The 23,151-nt window shown below is 58.9% G+C and carries 16 protein-coding genes; 13 read left to right on the forward strand and 3 right to left on the reverse strand.

The window, feature by feature from the left end; translation table 11 throughout:
- Positions 1 to 209: 209 nt before the first annotated feature.
- Positions 210 to 1,604, reverse strand: coding sequence for a PhoH family protein (locus EYC95_RS28820; protein WP_131063347.1), 1,395 nt, complete (start codon positions 1,602 to 1,604; stop codon positions 210 to 212).
- Between the two features lie 348 nt (positions 1,605 to 1,952).
- Complete coding sequence (locus tag EYC95_RS28825) at positions 1,953 to 3,077, reverse strand: polysaccharide deacetylase family protein (RefSeq protein ID WP_131063348.1); 1,125 nt, start codon at positions 3,075 to 3,077, stop codon at positions 1,953 to 1,955.
- 265 nt (positions 3,078 to 3,342) lie between these two features.
- On the opposite strand from EYC95_RS28825, the gene yaaA reads away from it, so the two are divergent.
- The 13 genes from yaaA to EYC95_RS28890 all read left to right on the forward strand — a co-directional run bounded on the left by yaaA (position 3,343) and on the right by EYC95_RS28890 (position 21,639).
- Positions 3,343 to 4,122 (forward strand): peroxide stress protein YaaA, encoded by a 780-nt coding sequence (gene yaaA / locus EYC95_RS28830; protein ID WP_131063349.1) that lies wholly within the window; start codon positions 3,343 to 3,345, stop codon positions 4,120 to 4,122.
- An 808-nt stretch (positions 4,123 to 4,930) separates the two neighbouring features.
- Positions 4,931 to 6,247 (forward strand): nucleotide sugar dehydrogenase, encoded by a 1,317-nt coding sequence (locus EYC95_RS28835; RefSeq protein ID WP_109628077.1) that lies wholly within the window; start codon positions 4,931 to 4,933, stop codon positions 6,245 to 6,247.
- Positions 6,248 to 6,438: 191 nt separating this feature from the next.
- On the forward strand, positions 6,439 to 7,920 hold the full coding sequence (gene alg8, locus EYC95_RS28840; RefSeq protein ID WP_371928444.1) for a mannuronan synthase: 1,482 nt from the start codon (positions 6,439 to 6,441) through the stop codon (positions 7,918 to 7,920).
- Positions 7,921 to 7,956: 36 nt separating this feature from the next.
- Positions 7,957 to 9,126, forward strand: coding sequence for an alginate biosynthesis protein Alg44 (locus EYC95_RS28845; RefSeq protein ID WP_131063351.1), 1,170 nt, complete (start codon positions 7,957 to 7,959; stop codon positions 9,124 to 9,126).
- Positions 9,127 to 9,135: 9 nt separating this feature from the next.
- Positions 9,136 to 10,647, forward strand: coding sequence for an alginate biosynthesis TPR repeat lipoprotein AlgK (gene algK / locus EYC95_RS28850; RefSeq protein WP_131063352.1), 1,512 nt, complete (start codon positions 9,136 to 9,138; stop codon positions 10,645 to 10,647).
- Entirely contained in the window at positions 10,644 to 12,131 is a 1,488-nt protein-coding gene (locus EYC95_RS28855) for an alginate export family protein (protein ID WP_131063353.1), read from the forward strand. The genes algK and EYC95_RS28855 overlap by 4 nt, the downstream gene beginning before the upstream one ends.
- 26 nt (positions 12,132 to 12,157) lie before the next feature.
- A complete protein-coding gene (gene algG / locus EYC95_RS28860) occupies positions 12,158 to 13,747 on the forward strand; it encodes a mannuronan 5-epimerase AlgG (RefSeq protein WP_131063354.1) in 1,590 nt (529 codons plus the stop codon).
- Between the two features lie 10 nt (positions 13,748 to 13,757).
- The gene (locus EYC95_RS28865) at positions 13,758 to 15,218 is read left to right on the forward strand and encodes an alginate O-acetyltransferase (RefSeq protein WP_131063355.1); all 1,461 of its coding nucleotides are present in this window, start codon (positions 13,758 to 13,760) and stop codon (positions 15,216 to 15,218) included.
- 11 nt (positions 15,219 to 15,229) lie between these two features.
- Positions 15,230 to 16,363, forward strand: coding sequence for a mannuronate-specific alginate lyase (locus EYC95_RS28870; RefSeq protein ID WP_131063356.1), 1,134 nt, complete (start codon positions 15,230 to 15,232; stop codon positions 16,361 to 16,363).
- A gap of 212 nt (positions 16,364 to 16,575) precedes the next feature.
- Positions 16,576 to 18,141, forward strand: coding sequence for an MBOAT family protein (locus tag EYC95_RS28875; protein ID WP_131063357.1), 1,566 nt, complete (start codon positions 16,576 to 16,578; stop codon positions 18,139 to 18,141).
- Positions 18,142 to 18,152: 11 nt separating this feature from the next.
- A complete protein-coding gene (locus EYC95_RS28880) occupies positions 18,153 to 19,328 on the forward strand; it encodes an alginate O-acetyltransferase (RefSeq protein WP_131063358.1) in 1,176 nt (391 codons plus the stop codon).
- Positions 19,329 to 19,342: 14 nt separating this feature from the next.
- Complete coding sequence (locus tag EYC95_RS28885) at positions 19,343 to 19,996, forward strand: alginate O-acetyltransferase AlgF (RefSeq protein WP_131063359.1); 654 nt, start codon at positions 19,343 to 19,345, stop codon at positions 19,994 to 19,996.
- A gap of 191 nt (positions 19,997 to 20,187) precedes the next feature.
- Positions 20,188 to 21,639, forward strand: coding sequence for a mannose-1-phosphate guanylyltransferase/mannose-6-phosphate isomerase (locus EYC95_RS28890; RefSeq protein WP_131063360.1), 1,452 nt, complete (start codon positions 20,188 to 20,190; stop codon positions 21,637 to 21,639).
- Positions 21,640 to 21,723: 84 nt separating this feature from the next.
- Here EYC95_RS28890 and EYC95_RS28895 read toward each other — a convergent pair.
- Positions 21,724 to 23,151, reverse strand: a 1,428-nt coding sequence (locus tag EYC95_RS28895) for an RHS repeat-associated core domain-containing protein (protein ID WP_131063361.1), incomplete at its 5' end; no start/stop codon positions are given.

Consider the following 23,151-nt stretch of genomic DNA (forward strand, 5'->3'; position numbering starts at 1 on the left):
ACTGAGAATCCAGGCTCAGCACTTCATACTGCCAGCCAGACGAGAGCGAAGTTACCCAAGAGTGGTCAAGCCTAGACCAGTCAAATACCCCAAAAAGAGGGCTGGAGGGCTTAACTGACTGGCATTAGGGCAAGCCTCGCTCCTACAGGGTATGTGTGGGGCATAAAAAACCGGGCGGCTTTTGGGGCCGCCCGGTTTCGGTGAAGTGGTTACAAATGCGTTTCGGCGTATTCGGCCAGTATCGAACGTGGCACCCCTTGCAGGGTGATGTGCACCCCGTTGGGGAAATCCTTGAAGCGCTCTGTCAGGTACGTCAGCCCGGAACTGGTCGCGGAAAGGTAAGGCGTGTCGATCTGTGCCAGGTTGCCCAGGCACACCACTTTGGAACCGGCGCCAGCACGGGTGATGATGGTTTTCATCTGGTGCGGTGTCAGGTTCTGGCATTCATCGATCAAAATCAGACTCTGCTGGAAGCTGCGGCCTCGAATGTAGTTGAGGGATTTGAACTGCAACGGCACTTTGCTGAGGATGTAATCGACGCTGCCATGGGTATTTTCGTCATCCATGTGCAAGGCTTCGAGGTTGTCGGTGATGGCACCCAACCAAGGCTCCATTTTTTCCGCCTCGGTGCCGGGCAGGAAGCCGATTTCCTGGTCCAGGCCCTGCACGCTACGCGTTGCGATGATCCGGCGGTAGCGCTTGCTGACCATGGTCTGCTCGATCGCCGCCGCCAGGGCCAGGATGGTTTTGCCGGAGCCGGCAGCACCCGTAAGGTTGACCAGGTGGATATCCGGGTCAAGCAAGGCGTACAGCGCCAGGCTCTGATAGATGTCACGCGGTTTCAGGCCCCAGGCTTCCTGGTGCAGCAGCGGTTCCTGATGCAGGTCGAGAATCAGCAGACGGTCTTCTTCAATCTCCTTGATCCAGCCGACAAAACCCTGTTCATCGATGATGAACTCGTTGATGTGCACCGCCGGCAGGTTGTCGATCAGCTTCACCTGGTGCCAGGTGCGGCCATGGTCCTGACGGGTCTCGACCTTGCTCACCAGGTCCCAGAAGGAGCCGGTCATGTTGTGGTAACCATTAGGGAGCAGCGATACGTCATCAACCAATTGGTCGGTGCTGTAGTCCTCGGCCGCGATCCCGCACGCCCGGGCCTTGAGGCGCATGTTGATGTCTTTGGTGACCAGCACGACGGGCAGCTTTGGTTCGCGCGCGTGCAAGTCGATCAACTGGTTGATGATGATGTTGTCGTTCAGGTGTTCGGGAAGAATGATGTTCGGTTCAGCACGTTTGCTCATCAGAATTGACAGCAAACCCTTGGGCCCACTTTTGCCACGCTGGATCGGCACACCAAGCTCGACGTCTTCGGGGCTGGCATCACCCAACGTCTTGTCGATCAGGCGAATCGCCTGACGGCATTCCGCAGCCACGCTGTGATGCCCGCTCTTGAGCTTGTCCAGCTCCTCAAGCACGGTCATCGGGATGGCAACGTGGTGTTCTTCGAAGTTAAGCAGGGCGTTTGGATCGTGAATCAATACGTTGGTATCGAGTACATAAAGGATTGGCTGGTTGGAGGAAGAACTACGTCCGTGATCATCCATACTCGGTCACCTTTGTGGGAGCCATTCGACGCAATACCTTGGCGGTGCTGCGCCTCGAAGTGACTACCGAATTCACCTGCGGGGACTCAAGTGAACTGCTCACACAAACTGGGTCTTGGGAGACGCCACCTGTGTTGCAGGTTTCGGCGGTCTGTCTTCGTAATACTCCAAAACCCATGACAGAAAAAAGTACTTTGACGTTTTTTTGAAGTTTATTTTTCAGAGTGACCAATAGCACTAGGCGGATTGCCATCACCCCGTTAAAGTCGGAAGTCCGCCTGCATCGTAATCTTCACGAAATTCACCCCGACTTGCCCTCCTCCCCAATGATTCCGGGCTTTTACGGTTTCAGCGAAAGGCGTCCTGGCAGTCCTCCCAACCGATCCCGCTTTGCGCCGTTTGCGTAATGAGCCAGGGCATCGCCGTTTTCACAGCATCCTGCTTCACATTGAAGTTAATCACCCCGTGTCGCCACAGCAGCATCAGCGTCAACACGCGCTGCGCGCTCGGATTGCCCTTGAGCTTGCCGGCGCCGTCCTGGGCATCGATGTCCCACAAGGCCACCTGCAAACCCTGCGCCTCGAAGAAGCCTTCGGCATCCGAGCGACGCTGGCCATCGGGCGGGCGGAACAGCGGCACGTAATTCTCCGGCAGTTTGCTTTTGACCAGCTCGACGCTGCGGCGCACCGAATCCTGCCAGTCCTGCCAGTGGCTGTGAGAACGAAATTCCCAACCTTGCACGCCGATGCACTGCGCTGAATAGGTCGCTTGCAGACTGGCCACCGCTCGCTCGGCCAGACGCGCCTGGATGTCTTTGCCAAGTACGAAGAACGTGCCGTTCATGTTCGACTTGCGCAAGTACTCTGTGACCCAGCCGGTGTTGTCCGGCGTGACATTGGCGGCGCTGTCGAAAGTCAGCAAGAACAGCCGGTCATGCATCTCGTCGCCGTTGCGCTCGTAGTCGCCAAAACGATCGACTTCGCTGCTGCTCTGTGGAAACAGTGCCGCCTTGCGCAGTTGCTCGTCGAGGTACTGGGCGTGGAACAACCGGCTCGGCTCCGACCACTTTATGTAGTAGCTGTCATCGCTGACCTGAAACTTGGCCGCTTGCTGGCGCAGGGTGTCCATGTCCTCGACGAGGAAACAGAAGGACGCATCCTGATCACAGCTCTGCTGGGCGAAGTTGTAGTTGGCGAGCAGGCGCTGCCACATGCGCTGGCGCAGGTTGTTGACGGCCTCCAGATTGATGGTGCGCAGGCTTAGGCGTTGCGCCAGGCTCGCTTCATCCAGCGACTCGCTGGCCAGCAGCACGCGCGCGAACATGAGGATTTCGGCGCGTGACGCGACGTCGAACAGCGTTGGGCTGCTGAGCTGTTCCGGCCAGGTGCTGCGATCAAGCGTCGCCACTTCGCCCGGCGCCGCCATGGCACCGAAGCTCAACAGCCACGCCGAAAATAGAAAAACGATACGCAATGGGATGTCTCCATAACAAAACCCGCGCGGCACTATAGCTGATCTGGTCCACATTCCCGCAGCAGCACCGAACCCTGTAGGAGCGAGGCTTGCCCGCGAAGGCGGTATGTCAGATGGCATCAACGGTAACTGACACACCGCTTTCGCGGGCAAGCCTCGCTCCTACAGGGTTTGTGCAAAACCACCGATCACCTATGGACTTGATAGCTGGAGTCAACCGGCCCAACCCCCTAGAATCGCCCCCACGATTAAAGGAGACGACTTCATGCTGATGGTGATTTCCCCCGCCAAGACCCTCGACTACGAAACACCGCCGGCGACCCAGCGCTTCACCCAGCCGCAATACCTCGACCATTCCCAGGAGTTGATCATGCAGCTGCGCGACCTGACGCCAGCACAGATCAGTGAGTTGATGCACGTCTCCGACAAGATCGGCGGCCTCAACGCCGCGCGTTTCGGCAGCTGGACGCCCGCGTTCACACCGGAAAACGCCAAACAGGCGCTGCTCGCCTTTAAGGGCGATGTGTATACCGGCCTGAACGCACAAACCTTCAGCGAAGCCGATTTCGATTACGCCCAACAGCACTTGCGCATGCTTTCAGGCCTGTACGGCTTGCTGCGACCTCTGGATCTGATGCAACCGTATCGACTGGAAATGGGCACCAAACTGGCGAATGCCCGCGGCAAGGATCTGTATGCATTCTGGGGTACGCGGATCAGCGAATGGCTGAACGAAGCACTGGCTGATCAGGGCGACGACGTGTTGCTGAACCTGGCCTCCAACGAGTACTTCTCGGCGGTCAAACGCAGCGCCCTTAACGCGCGCATCATTAACACCGACTTCAAAGACTTGAAGAACGGCCAATACAAGATCATCAGCTTCTACGCAAAAAAAGCGCGTGGAATGATGAGCCGTTTTGTCATTGAAGAGCGCGTCAACGACCCGGCAGACCTCAAAAAATTTGACGTTCATGGCTATCGCTACAGCGCCGAGCAGTCTAAACCGGACCATTTGGTATTCCTGCGCGATCACGCGCCAGAGTAAGCACCCGGTCGGTGCACGACAGCAAAAAAACGTCGTGCGCCGCCGTCTGATCGTCCAACAATTTCCCGCCTTATTCGCCGACTTACTGGCGCCAGAAATACATCACTCAATGTTCTAACTATTGTTTCACTCGACATTGATGATTTTTTTCAGTAGTGGCACTGAAAATTTTTATCGGTAGTGGCACAAAACTATCTAACCCGATAATCGGCCTATATATAAAGGGCCAAACGGCAAGTGCTATCAATATGAGAGCAGTGCCATCTTTCTCAATATTTCAAGAAATTTCAGAATTCGCGATGGGCGGACCGGAACTATGTCCAAATGCGTAGTTCATACCATCGGTAACGATTCTCCCAGCGTTTGTGCGAGATAACTTACGCAGAGAAGAGCGTCGCGTAGCGAAGTTGTCACATTAACTTCTGCACACTGGACCTCTGATTTGGGCGACACATAAAGGACAGGAGATACGCTAATCAATATCCCCTTCATGACCAAGGCAGCGCCCCTATAAACGTGCTCAGCTGAGCACCCAACCGCTTGATTTACGGGCTTGCGCCTGGCATTGAGCGCGCAAGACCATTGCACGAATGTCTTCTGATTAGAAGATTGGCTGCATAACAGGGCATATCAAAATAATAAGGCCTAGTTGCGCACATTTTGAGCGCACTTAATTAGACACTCGGAACTTTGTATGCCTGCACGCGGCACTGTGGCGCCTGTAAGCCGCACTTTCGAGTGCACTATACCGCTGAACACCATTAACTCCGGCCATGTAATGGCTTGATAAAACACAGAGGTAATTGCGATGCGTATCAGCATATTTGGTTTGGGTTACGTCGGCGCAGTATGTGCCGGTTGCCTGTCTGCACGGGGCCATGACGTCGTTGGCGTCGATGTTGCCAAAGACAAAATCGATATGATCAACGCCGGTAAATCGCCGATCGTTGAACCGGGTCTGGGCGAACTTCTGAAGAAGGGCATCGAGACGGGCAAATTGCGCGGCACGACCAACTTCGCCGAGGCGATTCGCGACACCGACCTGTCGATGATCTGCGTCGGTACGCCGAGCAAGAAGAACGGCGACCTGGAACTGAACTACATCGAAGCCGTGTGCCGCGAGATCGGTTTTGTCCTGCGTGACAAGACCACCCGCCACACCATCGTGGTTCGCAGCACCGTTTTGCCGGGCACGGTCGCAAACGTTGTCATCCCGATCCTCGAAGACTGCTCCGGCAAGAAAGCCGGCGTTGATTTCGGCGTTGCAGTGAACCCTGAGTTCCTGCGTGAAAGCACCGCGATCGCCGACTACGACCTGCCGCCAATGACCGTCATCGGCGAGTTCGACAAGGCCTCGGGCGACGTTCTGCAATCGCTGTACGAAGAGCTCGACGCACCGATCATCCGCAAGGACATCGCTGTCGCCGAGATGATCAAGTACACCTGCAACGTGTGGCACGCCACCAAGGTGACCTTCGCCAACGAGATCGGCAACATCGCCAAGGCGTGCGGCGTCGACGGTCGTGAAGTGATGGAAGTGGTCTGCCAGGACAAGACCCTCAACCTGTCCCAGTACTACATGCGCCCAGGCTTCGCGTTCGGCGGTTCTTGCCTGCCGAAGGACGTGCGCGCCCTGACCTACCGCGCCGGTGCCCTGGACGTGGAATCGCCTTTGCTGAACTCGCTGATGCGCAGTAACGAGTCCCAGGTGCAGAACGCCTTCGACATCGTTTCCAGCCACGACAAACGCAAAGTCGCCCTGCTGGGCCTGAGCTTCAAGGCCGGCACCGATGATCTGCGCGAAAGCCCGCTGGTTGATCTGGCGGAAATGCTGATCGGCAAGGGTTACGACCTGAGCATCTACGACAGCAACGTCGAATACGCCCGTGTCCACGGCGCGAACAAGGATTACATCGAGTCGAAAATCCCTCACGTCTCGTCCTTGCTCAACGCTGACTTCGACGACGTGATCGCCAACTCCGACGTGATCATCCTCGGCAACCGTGACGAGAAATTCCGCGCCCTGGCGCAGAACGCTCCGCACGGCAAGCAAGTCGTCGACCTGGTTGGCTTCATGTCCAAAGCCACCAGCGTCAGCGGCCGCACCGAAGGCATCTGCTGGTAACAAGCTGCTCCCTGTAGGAATCAGCGGGCGGCGATCCGACTTGCCGGCGAACCGGACGACGTGATGTGTCAGGTACGCCGCCTTCGCGGGCAAGTCGGGTCGCCGCATCGCTCGCTCCTACGCTTTTTCGCCTGCCTTAACCCCATCGGGCCACCCCACAGGCTCGCCCGAGATAGAGACGGATGCAGATTATGCACAGGCTAAAGCACGGCCTACTTCAGGCCGCCGGTTGGCTGTTTTACCTAAGTTTATTGATGGGCATCGCCATGGCGTTGCCTGCGTCCACATTCGATTCCGATTCGAAGGACTTTATCTTCCTCATCGGTATCATCGGCATCTGGCGCTACTCGATGGGCGCCACGCACTTTGTGCGCGGCATGCTGTTTCTGTACGTGGTCTACCCGCACCTGCGGCGCAAAGTGCGCAAGCTGGGTGACGCGGCAAACCCGTCCCATGTGTTTTTGATGGTCACCAGTTTCCGTATCGATGCACTGACCACCGCTCAGGTCTACGCCTCGGTGATTCGCGAAGCGATCGACTGCGGCCTGCCGACCACCATGGTCTGCTCCATCGTGGAAATGTCCGATGAGAAGCTGGTGAAAAGCCTTTGGTCCCGGATGAATCCGCCGGATCGGGTCAAGCTCGACTTCGTGCGCATTCCCGGCACCGGCAAGCGTGATGGCCTGGCCTACGGTTTTCGCGCCATCTCCCGCCACCTGCCGGACGACCGCGCAGTCGTTGCAGTGATCGATGGCGACACCGTGCTCGCCGAGGGCACCGTGCTCAAGACCGTGCCGTGGTTCCAGCTGTTCGGCAATGTCGGCGGCCTGACCACTAACGAGTTCTGCGAAGTGCGCGGCGGCTACATCATGAGCGAATGGCACAAACTGCGCTTCGCCCAGCGCCACATCAACATGTGCTCGATGGCCCTGTCCAAGCGCGTATTGACCATGACCGGCCGGATGTCGGTGTTCCGCGCGACCGTGGTCACCAACCCGGACTTCATCGCCGACGTGGAAAGCGACTCGCTGCAACACTGGCGCCTGGGCCGCTTCAAGTTCCTGACCGGTGACGACAAGTCGAGCTGGTTCAGCCTGATGCGCCTGGGCTACGACACGTTCTACGTGCCGGACGCCGCGATCCACACCGTGGAGCATCCGCCGGAAAAAAGCTTCATCAAGGCCAGTCGCAAACTGATGTTCCGCTGGTACGGCAACAACCTGCGCCAGAACGCTCGCGCGCTCGGCCTGGGGGTTAAACGCCTCGGCCTGTTCACCTCGGTGGTGCTGTTCGATCAGCGCGTGTCGATGTGGACCTCGCTGCTGGGCCTGACCGTCGCGCTGATCGCCAGCTTCAAGTACGGCACCGCGTTCATCCTGGTGTACCTGCTGTGGATCGGTATTACCCGCCTGATCCTGACCGTGCTGCTGTCCTTGTCCGGTCACCGGATCGGCCCGGCCTACCCGGCGATTCTCTATTACAACCAGATCGTTGGCGCGCTGGTGAAGATCTACGTGTTCTTCCGCCTCGACCAACAGTCCTGGACTCGCCAGCCCACTTCCCTGACCCGTGATCTCGCCAGCTTTCAACGTTGGTTCAACACCTGGTCGTCTCGGACCATGACCTTCTCCGCCGGCAGCATCTTTGTTGCCGTGCTGCTGATGATGGTCTGACCGCCCCCTTATTGAATTAACCAGGAAATTGCCCCTATGAATACCGCCGTCAACGCCAACGTAGTGCATGAGTCAGAAGCCCAGCGCCAACACGCCCGAGTGAAAATCCCGGCCAAGCTGCGCTTCTTCGGTCCCGACCGGACCCCGATGGAAGCTCGAGTGATCGATCTTTCCGCTGGCGGTCTGGCCTTCAACGCCGGTCAGCTGCCACTGAAAATCGGCGACGTGTACAAGGCTCGCCTGCAATTCGTCATCGATAACCTCGGCCTGGCCATGGACGTGGAGCTGCAAGTGCGCTCCTTCGACCGCCCGACCGGTCGTGCCGGTTGCCAGTTCCAGAACCTGGAACCACAAGACATCTCGACACTGCGCCACTTGATCACCTCGCACCTGGCCGGCGACATCGTCAGCATGGGTGAAGTGCTGGCGACCCTACAGCGCGACAACTTCACCAAGGCGCGCAAGGTCAAGGATGGCGGCCACGGCATGTCGGCGTTCGGTCGCCTGCGCGCTGTGACGTTCAGCCTGGCGATTTTCCTCGTCGGCCTGGCGGCGTTCGGTTTCATCTTCAAGTCGGTGTACGGCATGTACTTCGTCAGCCATGCCCAGGCTGGCCTTGTCAGCGTGCCTGGCATGAACATCACCATGCCGCGCGACGGCACCGTGCAGAGCCTGATCAAGGCCGACGGCGTTGCCGCCAAAGGCGCTCCGCTCGCGACGTTCAGCACCAGCATGCTCGATGTGCTCAAGGGCCATCTTGACGACAACCAACTGCAACCGGCCAAGGTTGAAGAGCTGTTCGGCAAGCAAATGACCGGCACCCTGACCTCGCCGTGCGATTGCACCGTGGCCCAGCAAATGGTCGCCGACGGTCAGTACGCCAGCAAAGGCGACGTGATCTTCCAACTGGTGCCGCGCAACAGCGAAGCCAATGTCGAAGCGCGCTTCTCCTATCGCCAGTTCGCCGATGTACGTCCAGGCAACACGGTCAGCTTCCAGATCGCCGGCGAAGACACCACCCGCACCGGCAAAATCGTCAGCAGCACCAGCCTGAAAAGCGCCGATCTGTCGTCCGACATCCGCGTGCTGATCCAGCCCGACGAGCCGCTGGACAGCAAGTTCGCCGGTCGCCCGGTTGAAGTGAACAGCACCCGTGGTCCGAACCTGAACTGGCTGATCGACAAAGCCATGGCTTCCGGTCTTTAAGCAGAGGACATGCCTGTGACTATCTCAAAAATCTTGAACGCACCGCACACCTTGTGGGAGCGGGCTTGCTCGCGAAGGGATCAGCTCGGTATGTCTGATGCACCGCAGCGCCTGCTTCGCGAGCAAGCCCGCTCCCACACTGGTTATGCATTCTGTGCACTGGCCCTGGCGGTCAGCCTCAGCGGTTGCGCCGGTCTGCCCGACCAGCGTCTGGCCAACGAAGCCCTCAAGCGCGGCGACACCGCGCTGGCGGCGCAGAATTACCAGCAACTGGCAGACCTGGGCTACAGCGAAGCACAGGTTGGCTTGGCTGATATCCAGGTCGACAGCCGTGACCCGGCACAAATCAAACAGGCCGAGGCGACTTACCGCGCCGCGGCCAGCGTCTCGCCGCGTGCCCAGGCTCGCCTGGGTCGCCTTCTAGTGGCCAAGCCGGGTTCCACCGAAGCCGAACAGCACGAAGCCGAAGGCCTGTTGAAAAAAGCCTCGGCCGCTAGCGAAGGCAACACCCTGATCCCGCTGGCGATGCTGTACCTGCAATACCCGCACAGTTTCCCCAACGTGAACGCTCAGCAGCAGATCAGCCAATGGCGCGCCGAAGGCAAACCGGAAGCGGGCCTGGCCCAGGTGCTGCTCTATCGCACCCAAGGCACGTACGACCAGCATCTGGACGAAGTGGAAACGATCTGCAAAGCCGCGTTGAACACCACGGACATCTGCTACGTCGAACTGGCCACGGTCTATCAGAAACAGGCCAAGCCTGAGCAACAGGCCGAGCTGATCAAGCAGATGCAAGCCGCTCATGCTCGCGGCACGGTAACCGCTCAGCGCGTGGACAGCGTGGCTCGCATATTGAGCGATGCAAACTTGGGCAAGACCGACGAGAAAACCGCTCAGTCGCTGCTCGAAGGCATCGCTCCGGGCTACCCCGCTTCCTGGGTCAGCCTTGCGCAATTGCTCTACGACTTCCCGGAACTGGGCGACGTCGACACGATGATGAAGTACCTGGACAACGGCCGCGCCGCTGACCAGCCGCGTGCCGAGCTGTTGCTGGGCAAGCTCTACTACGAAGGCAAAATGGTGCCGGCCGACGCGAAGGCCGCCGAAGAACACTTCAAGAAAGCCGTCGACAGAGAAGTGGCCGCCGATTACTACCTCGGCCAGATCTACCGTCGCGGCTACCTGGGCAAGGTCTATTCGCAGAAAGCGCTGGACCACCTGCTCAAGGCTGCGCGTAACGGCCAGAACAGCGCCGACTTTGCCATTGCCCAACTGTTTTCCCAAGGCAAGGGCACCAAGCCCGACCCTCTTAACGCTTACGTCTTCAGCCAATTGGCCAAGGCGCAGAACACCCCGCAAGCCACCGAGCTTGCGCAAACACTCGAAGCCCAACTGCCGCCTGCCCAGCTCGCCGAGGCCCAACGCCTGTTGAAACAAGAACAGGCCGTTCGTAGTGCCTTGAGTCAGAACACGCTGGAACTGCATGCCCTGGAAGAAGAAGACGGCGAGGAATCCCTATGAAGTTGAATCCATTCGTGAAGGCCGGTATCGGCCTGTCATTCGCCCTCTTGTGGTCGTGCCCGACCCTGGCGGCCCTGACTGAAAGCAAGAACTACGGCCTTGACGTCAAAGTCACTGCCCAGTCCGAAGACGACACCGACCTGGGTACGGCGAGCGGCGGCGACGTCAACGGCGTCGGCCTCGACTTGCGTCCATGGATTTATGGCGAGAGCGGCGCGTGGAGCGGCTACGCCATGGGTCAGGCCGTGACGTCCACCGACATCATCGAGACCGACACCCTGCAGCAGTCCGACAGCGACGGCACCCAGGCCACCGACAACGGTGATCGCAAGAGCAAGAAAAACTACCTGGCGATGCGCGAGTTCTGGGTCGGCTACAGCGGCCTCACGCCGTACCCTGGCGAGATCCTCAAGCTCGGTCGCCAACGCCTGCGCAACGACGACGGCCAATGGCGCGACACCAACATCGAAGCCCTGAACTGGACCTTCGACACCACCCTGTTGCGCGCCAACGCCGGTGTCGCCGAACGCTTCAGCGAATACCGCACCGACCTCACCGAACTGGCGCCCAAAGACAAGGATCGCCTGCACGCTTACGCCGATGCGGCGTATCAGTGGACGCCGGGCAACTGGGTCGGCATTCGCGGTCATCACACCCACGATGACGGCAAGCTCGACTATCCGCAACCTGGTGTTCCCGCCGATTCTCTGGACAAGAAAGAGAATGGCGACATCAGCTGGATCGGCCTGACCGCCGACAGCGATGCCTACAACTGGCGCAACACCAACACCGTCAATTACTGGGGCAGCGTCACCGGCATGAGCGGCGACCGCGACACGGTCAACCCGCTGACCGCCGAAGGCACCGCGCCCGCACAAGCCAAGACCAGCGGCAACGTCGATGGCTGGGCCACTGACCTGGGCGTGCGTCTGCGCCTCGATCCGCAATGGCAAGTCGGTGCAGCCTATGCCCGCGCCAGCGCCGATTACGAACAGAACGGCCTGCAAAGCAACCGCTCGAACTACACCGGTACCCGTTCGCGGGTTCACCGTTTCGGCGAAGCCTTCCGCGGCGAAATGAACAACATGCAGACCGCTACGTTGTTCGGTTCGTGGATGCTCAACGACGAATACGACGCCAGCGTGATCTACCACAAATTCTGGCGCGTCGACGGCAATAAGCCAGTCGGCAGCAACGGCATCAACGCCGTGCAGAACGACACCGACGACGTGACCGGTGCCGTGCTCTCCAGCACGTCCCTGCCGCTGGAAGATGGCAACAAAGACCTCGGCCAGGAAATGGACGTGGTCGTCACCAAGTACTTCAAGCAAGGCCTGCTGCCCGCCTCCTTGAGCCAGTCGATCGATGAGCCTTCGGCCCTCGTGCGTTTGCGCGGCGGTGTGTTCAAGCCGGGTGATGCGTATGGCAAAGGCGTCGACTCGTACATGCACCGCGCGTTTATCGACGTGATCTGGCGCTTCTGATGCGAACCGCGAAGGGAGTTCCTGACATGAACAGTCCGAAGAGAGGCTCGTTGACCTTGCTGGCCGGCGCGATGCTGCTGGCAAGCTCGGCGGCCTTCGCCACGGTGGAGCCGGCCGCGCCCGTCCAGAAAGGGCAGCCGGCGACCGTTGCCAAGGGTCTGCAACAGGCCAAGACCTACACCGTCAGCAGCGCACCGACCGAGCCGCTGGAACTGGCGGCGCCGAAACTGCCGGACACCTCCGGCTACACCGCCGAAGCCATCGCCGCGAAAATCGTGCGTACCAAGGCCGGCAAGATCAGCGTGCGCCGGATGATGCAGGAAGACGCGCTGAAGGACTTCATCGGCGGCGACAACAAGATGGCCGAGTGGGTGGTGCGTCAGCACGGTATCCCGCAGGCAATCTTCGTCGACGACGGCTACATGAACCTCAAGGACCTGGCCAAGAAAGTACCCAAGCAGTACTTCAGCGAAACCTCGCCGGGCGTGTTCCTGGCGAAGTTGCCGATCGTGGTCGGCAAGAACGGCATTCTGGAAATCGACAAGCAGACCCAGGAATTGCGCCTGTCCCAAGAGGCCGGTTCGTTCCTGGTCAACGACGGTCAGTTGTTTGTGCGCGATACCAAGATCACTGGCTGGCGCGAGAAGGACAACGGTCCGGCGACGTTCAAGTCCCCGAAAGAATTCCGTCCGTTCCTGCTGGCCTGGGGCGGCACCCAGACCTACATCGCCAACAGCAAGATGGCGAGTTTCGGCTACGCCAACAGTAAGTCTTACGGCGTGAGTATTTCCCAGTACACGCCGAACATGGCCAAGGTGCTCAAGCGTCCTGAACCAACTGGCTGGATCATCGGCTCCGAGTTCTCGGACATGTGGTACGGCTTCTATTGCTACGAAACCCGCGACTTCGTGGTCAAGGGCAACACCTACAAAGACAACATCGTTTACGGCATTGACCCGCATGACCGTTCCCACGGTCTGATCATCGCCGACAACACCGTTTTCGGGACCAAGAAGAAGCACGGGATCATCATTTCCCGTGAGGTCAACGACAGCTTCATCTTCAACAACCGCAGCTACGACAACAAGTTGTCGGGCCTGGTGATCGACCGTAACAGCGTCAACAACCTGATCGCCTACAACGAGATCTACAAGAACCACACGGACGGCATCACCCTCTACGAGAGTGGCGACAACCTGCTGTGGGCCAACAAGGTGATCAGCAACCGTCGCCACGGTATCCGTATTCGTAACAGCGTGAACATTCGCCTCTATGAAAACCTCGCCATGGCCAACGGCCTGACCGGCGTCTACGGCCACATCAAGGACCTGAGCGACACCGACCGGGACATCAAGCTCGACCCGTTCGATGCCCAGGTGTCGCTGATCATCGTCGGCGGCGAACTGGCCGGCAACGGCAGCGGACCGCTGTCCATCGACTCGCCGCTGAGCGTCGAGCTGTATCGCGTGTCCATGCTCGCGCCGACCAAATCCAGCGGCATCAGCTTCAACGGGATTCTTGGCGAGCGCCAGGATGAAATTCTCGACCTGCTGGTGCGCCAGCAGAAAGCCGTGCTGATCGACCCTGTCGAACGCCAGACCGAAATGCAGGACTGAGGATAATTTTATGCACTCACACTTGATCAAATTACTCAGCCTGTCGGCCCTGACCGTCGGCATTTTCGCGGCCAGCGCCGGTGCTCGTGCCGATGAAGCTGCCGGCAACATAAAGCCACCCAGCTTCGACGCTGAACCGTGCTGCAACCTGTGCCCGGCAGCGCACGACGCGAAAAACTACACCACGCGCTACCAGCAGAACTTCACCACGCTGGTGCAGGCTCAGGGCGATTGGCTATTCCGTACGCAAGAAGACTTGCGCACCGAGTTCGACACCACGCCCGCCGGCTACAAACGCATGAAAGAACTGCACGACGCGTTCAAGAGCAAAGGCGTCGAACTGGTCGTCGTTTACCAGCCGACCCGTGGCTTGGTGAACCGCAACAAGCTCAACCCGGAAGACAAAGCCAAGTTCGATTTCGACAAGGCCTTGAGGAACTACAAGACCATGCTCGGGCGTTTCGCCGCCATGGGCTACACCGTGCCGGACCTGTCGCCGCTGACCAACGAGTCGCTGCCTGAGACCCAGCAGGCCCACGACTTCTACTTCCGCGGCGACCAACACTGGACGCCGTATGGCGCCCAGCGCACGGCGAAAATCGTCGGTGAGCAAATCAAGAAAATGCCGGCCTTTGCCGACGTGCCGAAACGCGAATTCGAGAGCCATAAGTCGGGTCGCATGGGCAAGACCGGAACGTTACACAACATGGCCGGTCAACTCTGTGGCACCAGCTACGCGACCCAGTACATGGATCAGTTCACCACCGAGCCCAAAGGCGAAGCAGCTGATGGCGATCTGTTCAGTGATTCCGGCAATCCGGAGGTCACCCTGGTCGGTACCAGCCACAGTGGCAAGAACTACAACTTCTCCGGTTTCCTCGAAGAGGCCATCGGCGCCGACATCCTCAACGTGGCGTTCCCCGGCGGTGGGCTGGAAGGTTCGATGCTTCAGTACCTGGGCAGCGAAGAGTTCCAGACCAAGCCGCCGAAGATTCTGATCTGGGAATTCTCGCCGCTCTATCGCCTCGACCAGGAAACCATCTACCGCCAGATGATGGCGCTGCTGGACAACGGTTGCGAAGGAAAGGATGCACAGTTGACCGGCAGCACCACGTTGAAACCGGGCAAGAACGAATTGATGGTCAACAGCAAGAACCTGAATCTGCAAAACAGCAGCCACCAGGTCGACATTCGCTTCGCCGATCCGTCGGTGAAAAATCTGCAAGCCACCCTCTGGTACATGAACGGTCGCCACGAGGACATCAAAATCGAAAAACCGGAAACCTCCGATACCGACGGGCGTTTCGCCTTTGAGTTGCGCACGGACGAAGACTGGGCCTCGCAGAATCTGCTGGCCGTCGAAATCCAGGGCCCTGAAACGGGTGCCACGCCACAGAAAGTCGAAGCGAAAATCTGCAAACGCAACGTGTTCCCTGGCGCTGGGCAGCGTACCGCTCAGGCCGGGCAGTGAGGCAACCTCTTATGACATGCATGCAAACCCGAACTTTGAAAAGATTAATCGCACCGTCCCTGTTGAGCCTGGCCATGTTTGCCGGTGCGACTCAGGCCGCTGCGCCCCTGCGTCCGCCACAGGGATACTTCGCGCCGATTGAAAAAGTCAAAACCGGCGACAAGCGCGAAGGCTGTGATGCGATGCCGACGCCGTACACCGGCTCCCTGCAATTTCGCAGCAAGTACGAAGGTTCCGACAAGGCCCGTTCGACCCTGAACGAGGCATCGGAAAAAGCCTTCCGCGACACCACGGCCGACATCACCAAGATTGAGCGCGGCACCAGCAAGCGCGTTATGCAGTACATGCGTGATGGTCGTCCGGAACAACTGGAATGCACCCTGAGTTGGTTGACCGCCTGGGCCAAGGCCGATGCGTTGATGTCCAAAGACTTCAACCACACCGGCAAGTCCATGCGCAAATGGGCGTTGGGCAGCATGGCCTCGTCCTATATCCGCCTGAAATTCTCCGACTCGCATCCGTTGGCGAACCATCAGCAAGAGGCCCAACTGATTGAGGCCTGGTTCAGCAAAATGGCTGATCAAGTGGTCAGCGACTGGGACAACCTGCCGCTGGAAAAAACCAACAACCACTCGTACTGGTCCGCCTGGTCGGTGATGGCAACGTCCATCGCCACCAACCGCCGCGACCTGTTCGACTGGTCGGTGAAGGAATACAAAGTCGGCGTCAATCAAATCGACGCCCAGGGTTTCCTGCCCAACGAACTCAAGCGCCAGCAACGCGCCCTCTCCTATCACAACTACGCTCTGCCGCCGCTGGCGATGATCGCCAGTTTCGCTCAGGTCAACGGTGTGGACTTGCGTCAGGAAAACAACGGCGCATTGAAGCGCCTGGGTGATCGAGTGCTCGCGGGGGTCGAAGACCCGGAAGAATTCGAGAAGAAGAACGGTAAAGAACAGGACATGACCGACCTCAAGGTCGACTCGAAATTTGCCTGGCTCGAACCGTTCTGCACGCTCTACACCTGCTCGCCGGATGTGCTTGAGAAAAAGCGCGAAATGCAGCCGTTCAAGACCTTCCGCCTCGGTGGGGATTTGACCAAGGTCTACGACCCGGCGAGTGAAAAAGGCAAAAAAGGCTCTTAGAACCAAACGCAAAACCCTGTAGGAGCGAGGCTTGCCCGCGAATGCGGTCTGACATTCATCAATGATGTCGACTGACACTCCGCCTTCGCGGGCAAGCCTCGCTCCTACAGGTGATCGCGGCGATTTTGAATGCAATACATCCTCCCGAATTTCGTGGGGGGTTTGGGGGGGCCGTTGGCCCTTGACTGTTGGTTAAACGTGGAGAGACCGGGATGGTATTTTCATCCAACGTGTTCCTGTTTTTGTTCTTGCCGATCTTTCTCGGCATGTACTACTTAAGCGGAATACGCTATCGCAACCTGCTGCTGCTGCTCGCCAGCTACGTGTTCTATGCCTGGTGGCGTGTGGACTTCCTTGCGCTGTTCGCAGCCGTCACGTTGTGGAACTACTGGATCGGCCTCAAAGTCGGTGCCGCAGGTGTTCGGACCAAACCGGCACAGCGCTGGTTGCTCTTGGGCGTGGGCGTCGACCTGTGCATTCTCGGCTACTTCAAGTACGCCAACTTCGGCGTCGACAGCATCAACGCGATGATGACTTCGGTCGGCCTGTCGCCGTTCATCCTGACCCACGTGCTGTTGCCGATCGGGATCTCGTTCTACATCTTCGAGTCCATCAGCTACATCATCGACGTCTACCGGGGTGATACCCCGGCGACCCGCAACCTGATCGACTTTGCCGCGTTCGTGGCGATCTTCCCGCACCTGATCGCCGGCCCGGTGTTGCGTTTTCGCGACCTCGCCGACCAGTTCAACAACCGCACCCACACCCTCGACAAGTTCTCCGAAGGTGCCACGCGGTTCATGCAGGGCTTCATCAAAAAGGTCTTCATCGCCGACACCCTCGCGGTGGTGGCCGACCATTGCTTCGCCTTGCAAAACCCGACCACGGGCGATGCCTGGCTCGGTGCCCTCGCCTACACCGCGCAGTTGTACTTCGACTTCTCCGGTTACAGCGACATGGCCATCGGCCTGGGCTTGATGATGGGTTTCCGCTTCATGGAAAACTTCAAGCAGCCGTACATCAGCCAGTCGATCACCGAGTTCTGGCGTCGCTGGCACATCAGCCTGTCGACCTGGTTGCGTGACTACCTGTACATCACGCTCGGCGGTAACCGCAAAGGCACGCTGATGACCTATCGCAACCTGTTCCTGACCATGTTGCTGGGTGGTCTGTGGCACGGCGCGAACATCACGTACATCGTCTGGGGCGCCTGGCACGGCATGTGGCTGGCAATCGAAAAAGCCCTCGGCCTGAACACGTCGCCGCGCAGCATCAACCCGATCCGCTGGGCGCTGACCTTCCTGCTCGTGGTCATGGGCTGGGTGATTTTCCGCTCGGAAAACCTGCACGTTGCCGGTCGTATGTACGGTGCGATGTTCAGCTTCGGCGAATGGTCACTGTCGGAACTCAACGCGGCCAGCCTCACCGGCCTGCAAGTGGCAACCCTGGTGGTGGCTTACATGACTCTGGCGTTCTTCGGCATCCGCGATTTCTACAGCAACCTGCCGCCTGAGAAGACCAAGCCTGCGGTGAACGTCGAGGCCGATGGCCCGGGCGCCGCTCAGCCTGGAATGATCAAAGCAGTCCCGGGCGACAACCCGGCCAGCATCCACGAGCCTGGTTACACCGTCGGCGTTGAAGCCACCGTGCAACCGGCCTACTGGACCGCGGACTGGTCCCGTTACGTGATGCGCACGCTGGTACTGGTGCTGTTCATCGCCTCGATTTTCAAACTCTCGGCGCAAAGCTTCTCGCCGTTCCTTTACTTCCAGTTCTGAGGGATCTGACCATGACCCGCTCATTACGTATCTTCTACATCGCCCTGTTCATGGTGACCCTGCTGGTGCTGGGCCTGTGGTCCACGCGCAGCTTCTTCGGTTTCAGCACCAACGCCGATGCGACGGTGCTCAATGGCCGCTGGGCCAAAGCCGTGGAAACGCACTACGACGACGAGTTCCCGATCAAGCGCCTGGGCACCAACCTTTGGGCCGCGCTGGATTTCAAACTGTTCAACGAAGGTCGTCCGGGCGTAGTGCTCGGTCGCGATCAATGGTTGTACAGCGATGAAGAATTCAACCCGATCGTCAACGAAGAGTTGAACCTGCAAGGCAACTACGCGCTCGTAGAAGGCGTGCGTCAGGAATTGAAAGCCAAGGGCGTGAAACTGGTGATGGCGATTGTGCCGGCCAAAACTCGCCTGTACCCGGAGCACCTGGGCGCAGTGAAGCCTTCGAGCATTCACGCCAACCTCTATGAAGACTTCCACGCTCGTGTGGCGGCCAACAAAATCATCGCGCCCGACCTGTTCGGCCCGATGCTGAAAGCCAAGCTGGATGGTCAGCAAGTGTTCTTGCGCACTGACACCCACTGGACTCCGGAAGGCGCGCAAATCGCCGCCGAAACCCTGGCCAAAACCATTGCCGAGAAAACCCCGCTCAGCGGCGAGCCGCAACACTTCGTTACTGAACCTGCGGAGAAAGTCACGCACAAGGGCGACCTGCGGTTGTTCCTGCCGCTGGACCCGCTGTTCGAAAACCTGATGCCGAAGACGGAACCTTTGCAAAAGCGCAACACCGTGGCGGCGCAAGACCAGCCTGCCGGTGATGACGCGCTGTTCGCCAACACTGAAGTGCCGGTGGCCCTGATCGGCACCAGCTACAGCGCCAACCCTAACTGGAACTTCGTCGGAGCGTTGAAACAAGCGCTGAACAGCGACGTGGTCAATTACGCCGAAGACGGCCACGGCCCGATTCTGCCGATGCTCAGCTACCTGAAAAGTGACGCTTTCAAGAACAGCCCGCCACAAGTGCTGATCTGGGAGTTTCCTGAACGTTATCTGCCTGTGAACAACGAAATCGGCGACGCCGACCCGCAGTGGGTCGCAGCGCTCAAAGAAGCTGGTGCTCGCCAACAAAACGTAGCCGCAAACACTAAATCCGAGACGCCCGACCGGGCGCAAAACTGAAAGAGAGGTACACCATGACTTTCACTACTACTCCTCGCCGTCTCGCCAAGACCTTTGCTCTCGTCGCTGGCATGAGCGTGTTGTCGATGTCCGCCTTCGCTGGCGACGCCGCACTCTACGGCCCGACTGCACCGAAAGGTTCGAGCTTCGTACGTGTCTACAACGCCGGTAACGCTGAAGTCAGCGCCACCGTCGGCACCACCAACCTGGCCGAAGTCGCGCCGCTGTCCAGCACCGACTTCAGCTTCATGCCGGGCGGCGACTACAGCGCCAAGGTCGGCAGCCAGACCCTGCCGGTGAAACTGGCCGGCGATCACTATTACACCCTGGTCAACAACGCCAGCGGCGCGCCACAACTGATCGAAGAGCCGCCATTCAAGAACAAGCAGAAATCCCTGGTTCGCGTACAGAACCTCAGCGACAAGGCCCTGACCCTGAAAACCGCTGACGGCAAGACCGAAGTGGTTCCGTCCGTGGCCGCCAAGGGCCGTGGCGAGCGTGAAATCAACCCGGTCAAAGTCAGCCTGGCCCTGTATGACGGCGCCACCAAAGTCGGCGACGTGAAGCCGGTTGCCCTGGAACGCGGTGAAGCCGCCGTGCTCTACGTCACCGGTAAAGGCAGCAGCCTGTCGCCAGTCTGGGTAAAACGCCCGGTTTCGACGCGCTAAACATTTTGCCCGACTGACCCCGTTCCCTGTAGGAGCACGGCTTGCCGGCGAAGAGGCCCTTGAGACCGCCTTCGCTGGCAAGCCATGCTCCTACAAGGGACCGAGGTGTCAGTTGGGACACGGAATAAGAACAAGAGTGAAACGACAGAACGCAGTAGCTCTGACCCATACGATTTTCAAGGAGTAACAACATGATTCCGGTGATCTTGTCAGGTGGTAGCGGCTCACGTCTTTGGCCGCTTTCCCGTAAGCAGTTTCCTAAACAGTTCCTCGCCCTGACCGGCGAACACACGCTGTTCCAGCAAACCCTGGAACGCCTGGTGTTTGAAGGCATGGACACCCCGATCGTGGTCTGCAACAAAGACCACCGCTTCATCGTCAACGAGCAACTGACCAACCGTAAACTGGAAACCCAGCGCATCCTGATGGAACCGTTCGGCCGCAACACTGCGCCGGCCGTGGCCCTGACCGCGATGATGCTGGTCAACGAAGGTCGTGACGAGTTGATGCTGGTGCTGCCGGCCGACCACGTACTGGAAGACCAGAAAGCCCTGCAACGCGCCTTGGCCCTGGCCACCGTCGCTGCCGAAAACGGCGAAATGGTGCTGTTCGGCGTGCCGGCCACCAAACCGGAAACCGGCTACGGCTACATCAAGTCCACCAATGACTCGCTGCTGCCCGAAGGCGTCAGCCGCGTCTCGCACTTCGTCGAAAAACCGGACGTGAAACGCGCCACCGAGTTCGTCCAGTCCGGCGGCTACTTCTGGAACAGCGGCATGTTCCTGTTCCGCGCCAGCCGCTTCCTGGAAGAGCTGAAAAAACACGATCCGGACATCTACGACACCTGCCTGCTGACCCTTGAGCGCAGCAAACAGGATGCCGACACCATCACCATCGACGAAGCCACTTTCGCCTGCTGCCCGGACAATTCCATCGATTACTCGGTCATGGAAAAAACCCAGCGCGCCTGCGTCGTGCCGCTGACCGCTGGCTGGAGCGATGTCGGTTGCTGGGCGTCGCTGTGGGAAGTGAATGACAAAGACGTCAACGGTAACGTCACCAAAGGCGACGTGGTCATTCAGGACAGCAAGAACTGCATGATCCACGGCAACGGCAAACTGGTGTCGGTGATCGGCCTGGAAAACATCGTGGTCGTCGAAACCAAGGACGCCATGATGATCGCCCACAAGGACTCGGTCCAAGGCGTGAAACAGATGGTCAACACCCTCAACGAGCAGGGCCGCACTGAAACCCAGAACCACTGCGAAGTCTATCGTCCGTGGGGCTCCTACGACTCGGTGGACATGGGCGGCCGCTTCCAGGTCAAGCACATCTCGGTCAAACCGGGCGCGTGCCTGTCGCTGCAAATGCACCACCACCGCGCCGAACACTGGATCGTGGTCAGCGGCACCGCCGAAGTGACCTGCGACGACAACGTGTTCCTGCTCTGCGAGAACCAGTCGACCTACATCCCGATCGCTTCGGTCCACCGTCTGCGCAACCCGGGCAAGATTCCACTCGAGATCATCGAAGTGCAATCGGGCAGCTACCTGGGCGAAGACGATATCGAGCGGTTTGAGGATATCTACGGTCGCTCCACCCCGATCGAACGTGGCGTGTCGGTGAAAACCATCGCGCAGTAAGCGTTAACGCAAAACCAGAAGCCCCCGTCCAGTTTGCTGCGTTCCCTATCCGCAGCGGGTTGGGCGGGTTTTTTTTTGCTGGTGTCAGCCCTGTGACAGCTGCCGAACCGGAGCTGAACGGGACTTCCCACTCAACGACTGCCGTCTACCAGCATAAGGCTTGGGCGCAACAAGCCCGATCAAATCCTGATTTCTGTTTAAATTCTGAACGACTTCCCCTGTCTGCGATGAGAGCTCGGCGATACGCTCGAAGGCGTTCGGGTCCGAACTGCCAGAGCTGGCGAACTCGTTGTTGATGGCCTGCATCCTGAATTCCAGCAGATCGATCACCGCCGGTATGTCGCCGTGAACTTCACTGAGCGATGCGGCATTCAGGCCCTGTGACGCCTGGTAAAACTCCCGGCCTGTCTTGATCAGGCCCGGCGCTTCTGATCCCAGCTTGCTGGCGACCTTGTCGATAACTTTATCAACCACTGCGGTGGCAACCTTTTTCCCCAGTTCTGTTCGCCCTTCACGGGTCCGCGGGTCCATCGCCGACAGCTCGAATTTTATCGTCTTCAGGTTGGTTTTCTTTTTGGGTTCAACGGCCTCGATGAATGATTTAGGGTTCATTTCGTTACCCTTGAAGCTGATCGGGCGATCCAGTTGATGCGTATCCACCACCCTGGAAATCAGCGCACTTGCCGCTTTAGCCCCGACAGCTGCCCCCGCTTTGCTTCCCAACCCTCCGGTCACAGGTCCTGCTAGCCCACCAATGGCACCGCCGGCCGCAGCCCCCGCCGCCGTACCCACCGAACTGACAGCACTGCTGGCAAGCTGGGTAATGACACGCCTGCCCAACGCTTTGAAACGATGCTGCGCATAAACGTGATTGAGTAGCGAATTCTTGAAGTCAGCAGCGCCACCTCCCACGGATTTCAACAAGGAACTTTGCTTGTCCAGGCTGTCGTTCAGCTCCGAAGCGTCGGTCAATCCTCCACCGTCGCTGTCGACGTAAGTCATGGGATTGTTTCTTACCATCTGATAAAGATTAGGCCCATCAATGAATCCTTTGGGGTCAGGATTGAGCCAACGGAACAACCACGGTACGTAGTAACGCAGCCCATAGTAAAAAAGCCCTGTCGCATCCCGCTCCTTGCCCGAATAACGAAGGGTTTTATAGTCGATGGCGATCACATCCGGGCCGGCGTACCACGCGGTTTCACCGTAGGGGTAAAAGACTTCCTGGCTGATGATTTGTGCATCGTCGGCCAGTTCCACGGTGCAGGATTTCAGGTGATCGACCAGGGTGTACCGGTGCTGATCGTTGACGCCGGATGGTGGAGCGCTTTCCCAATGCAGCACCCGCACGGTGTTGAGGCCGGCCTGTGCGGTGATGACCTGCAGCACCTCCCCGGTGCCGTTGTCGGTACGAAGTTCCAGCCCGTGCAAGTAACGCACTTCAGCCGTCACGGTTCGGGCATTGGTCTGCAACGAGCGAATTTTGCGCACGCGCTGGCCAGCGCCATCATA

The organism is Pseudomonas sp. BGI-2, assembly GCF_004310295.1.
Classification (GTDB): Bacteria; Pseudomonadota; Gammaproteobacteria; order Pseudomonadales; family Pseudomonadaceae; genus Aquipseudomonas.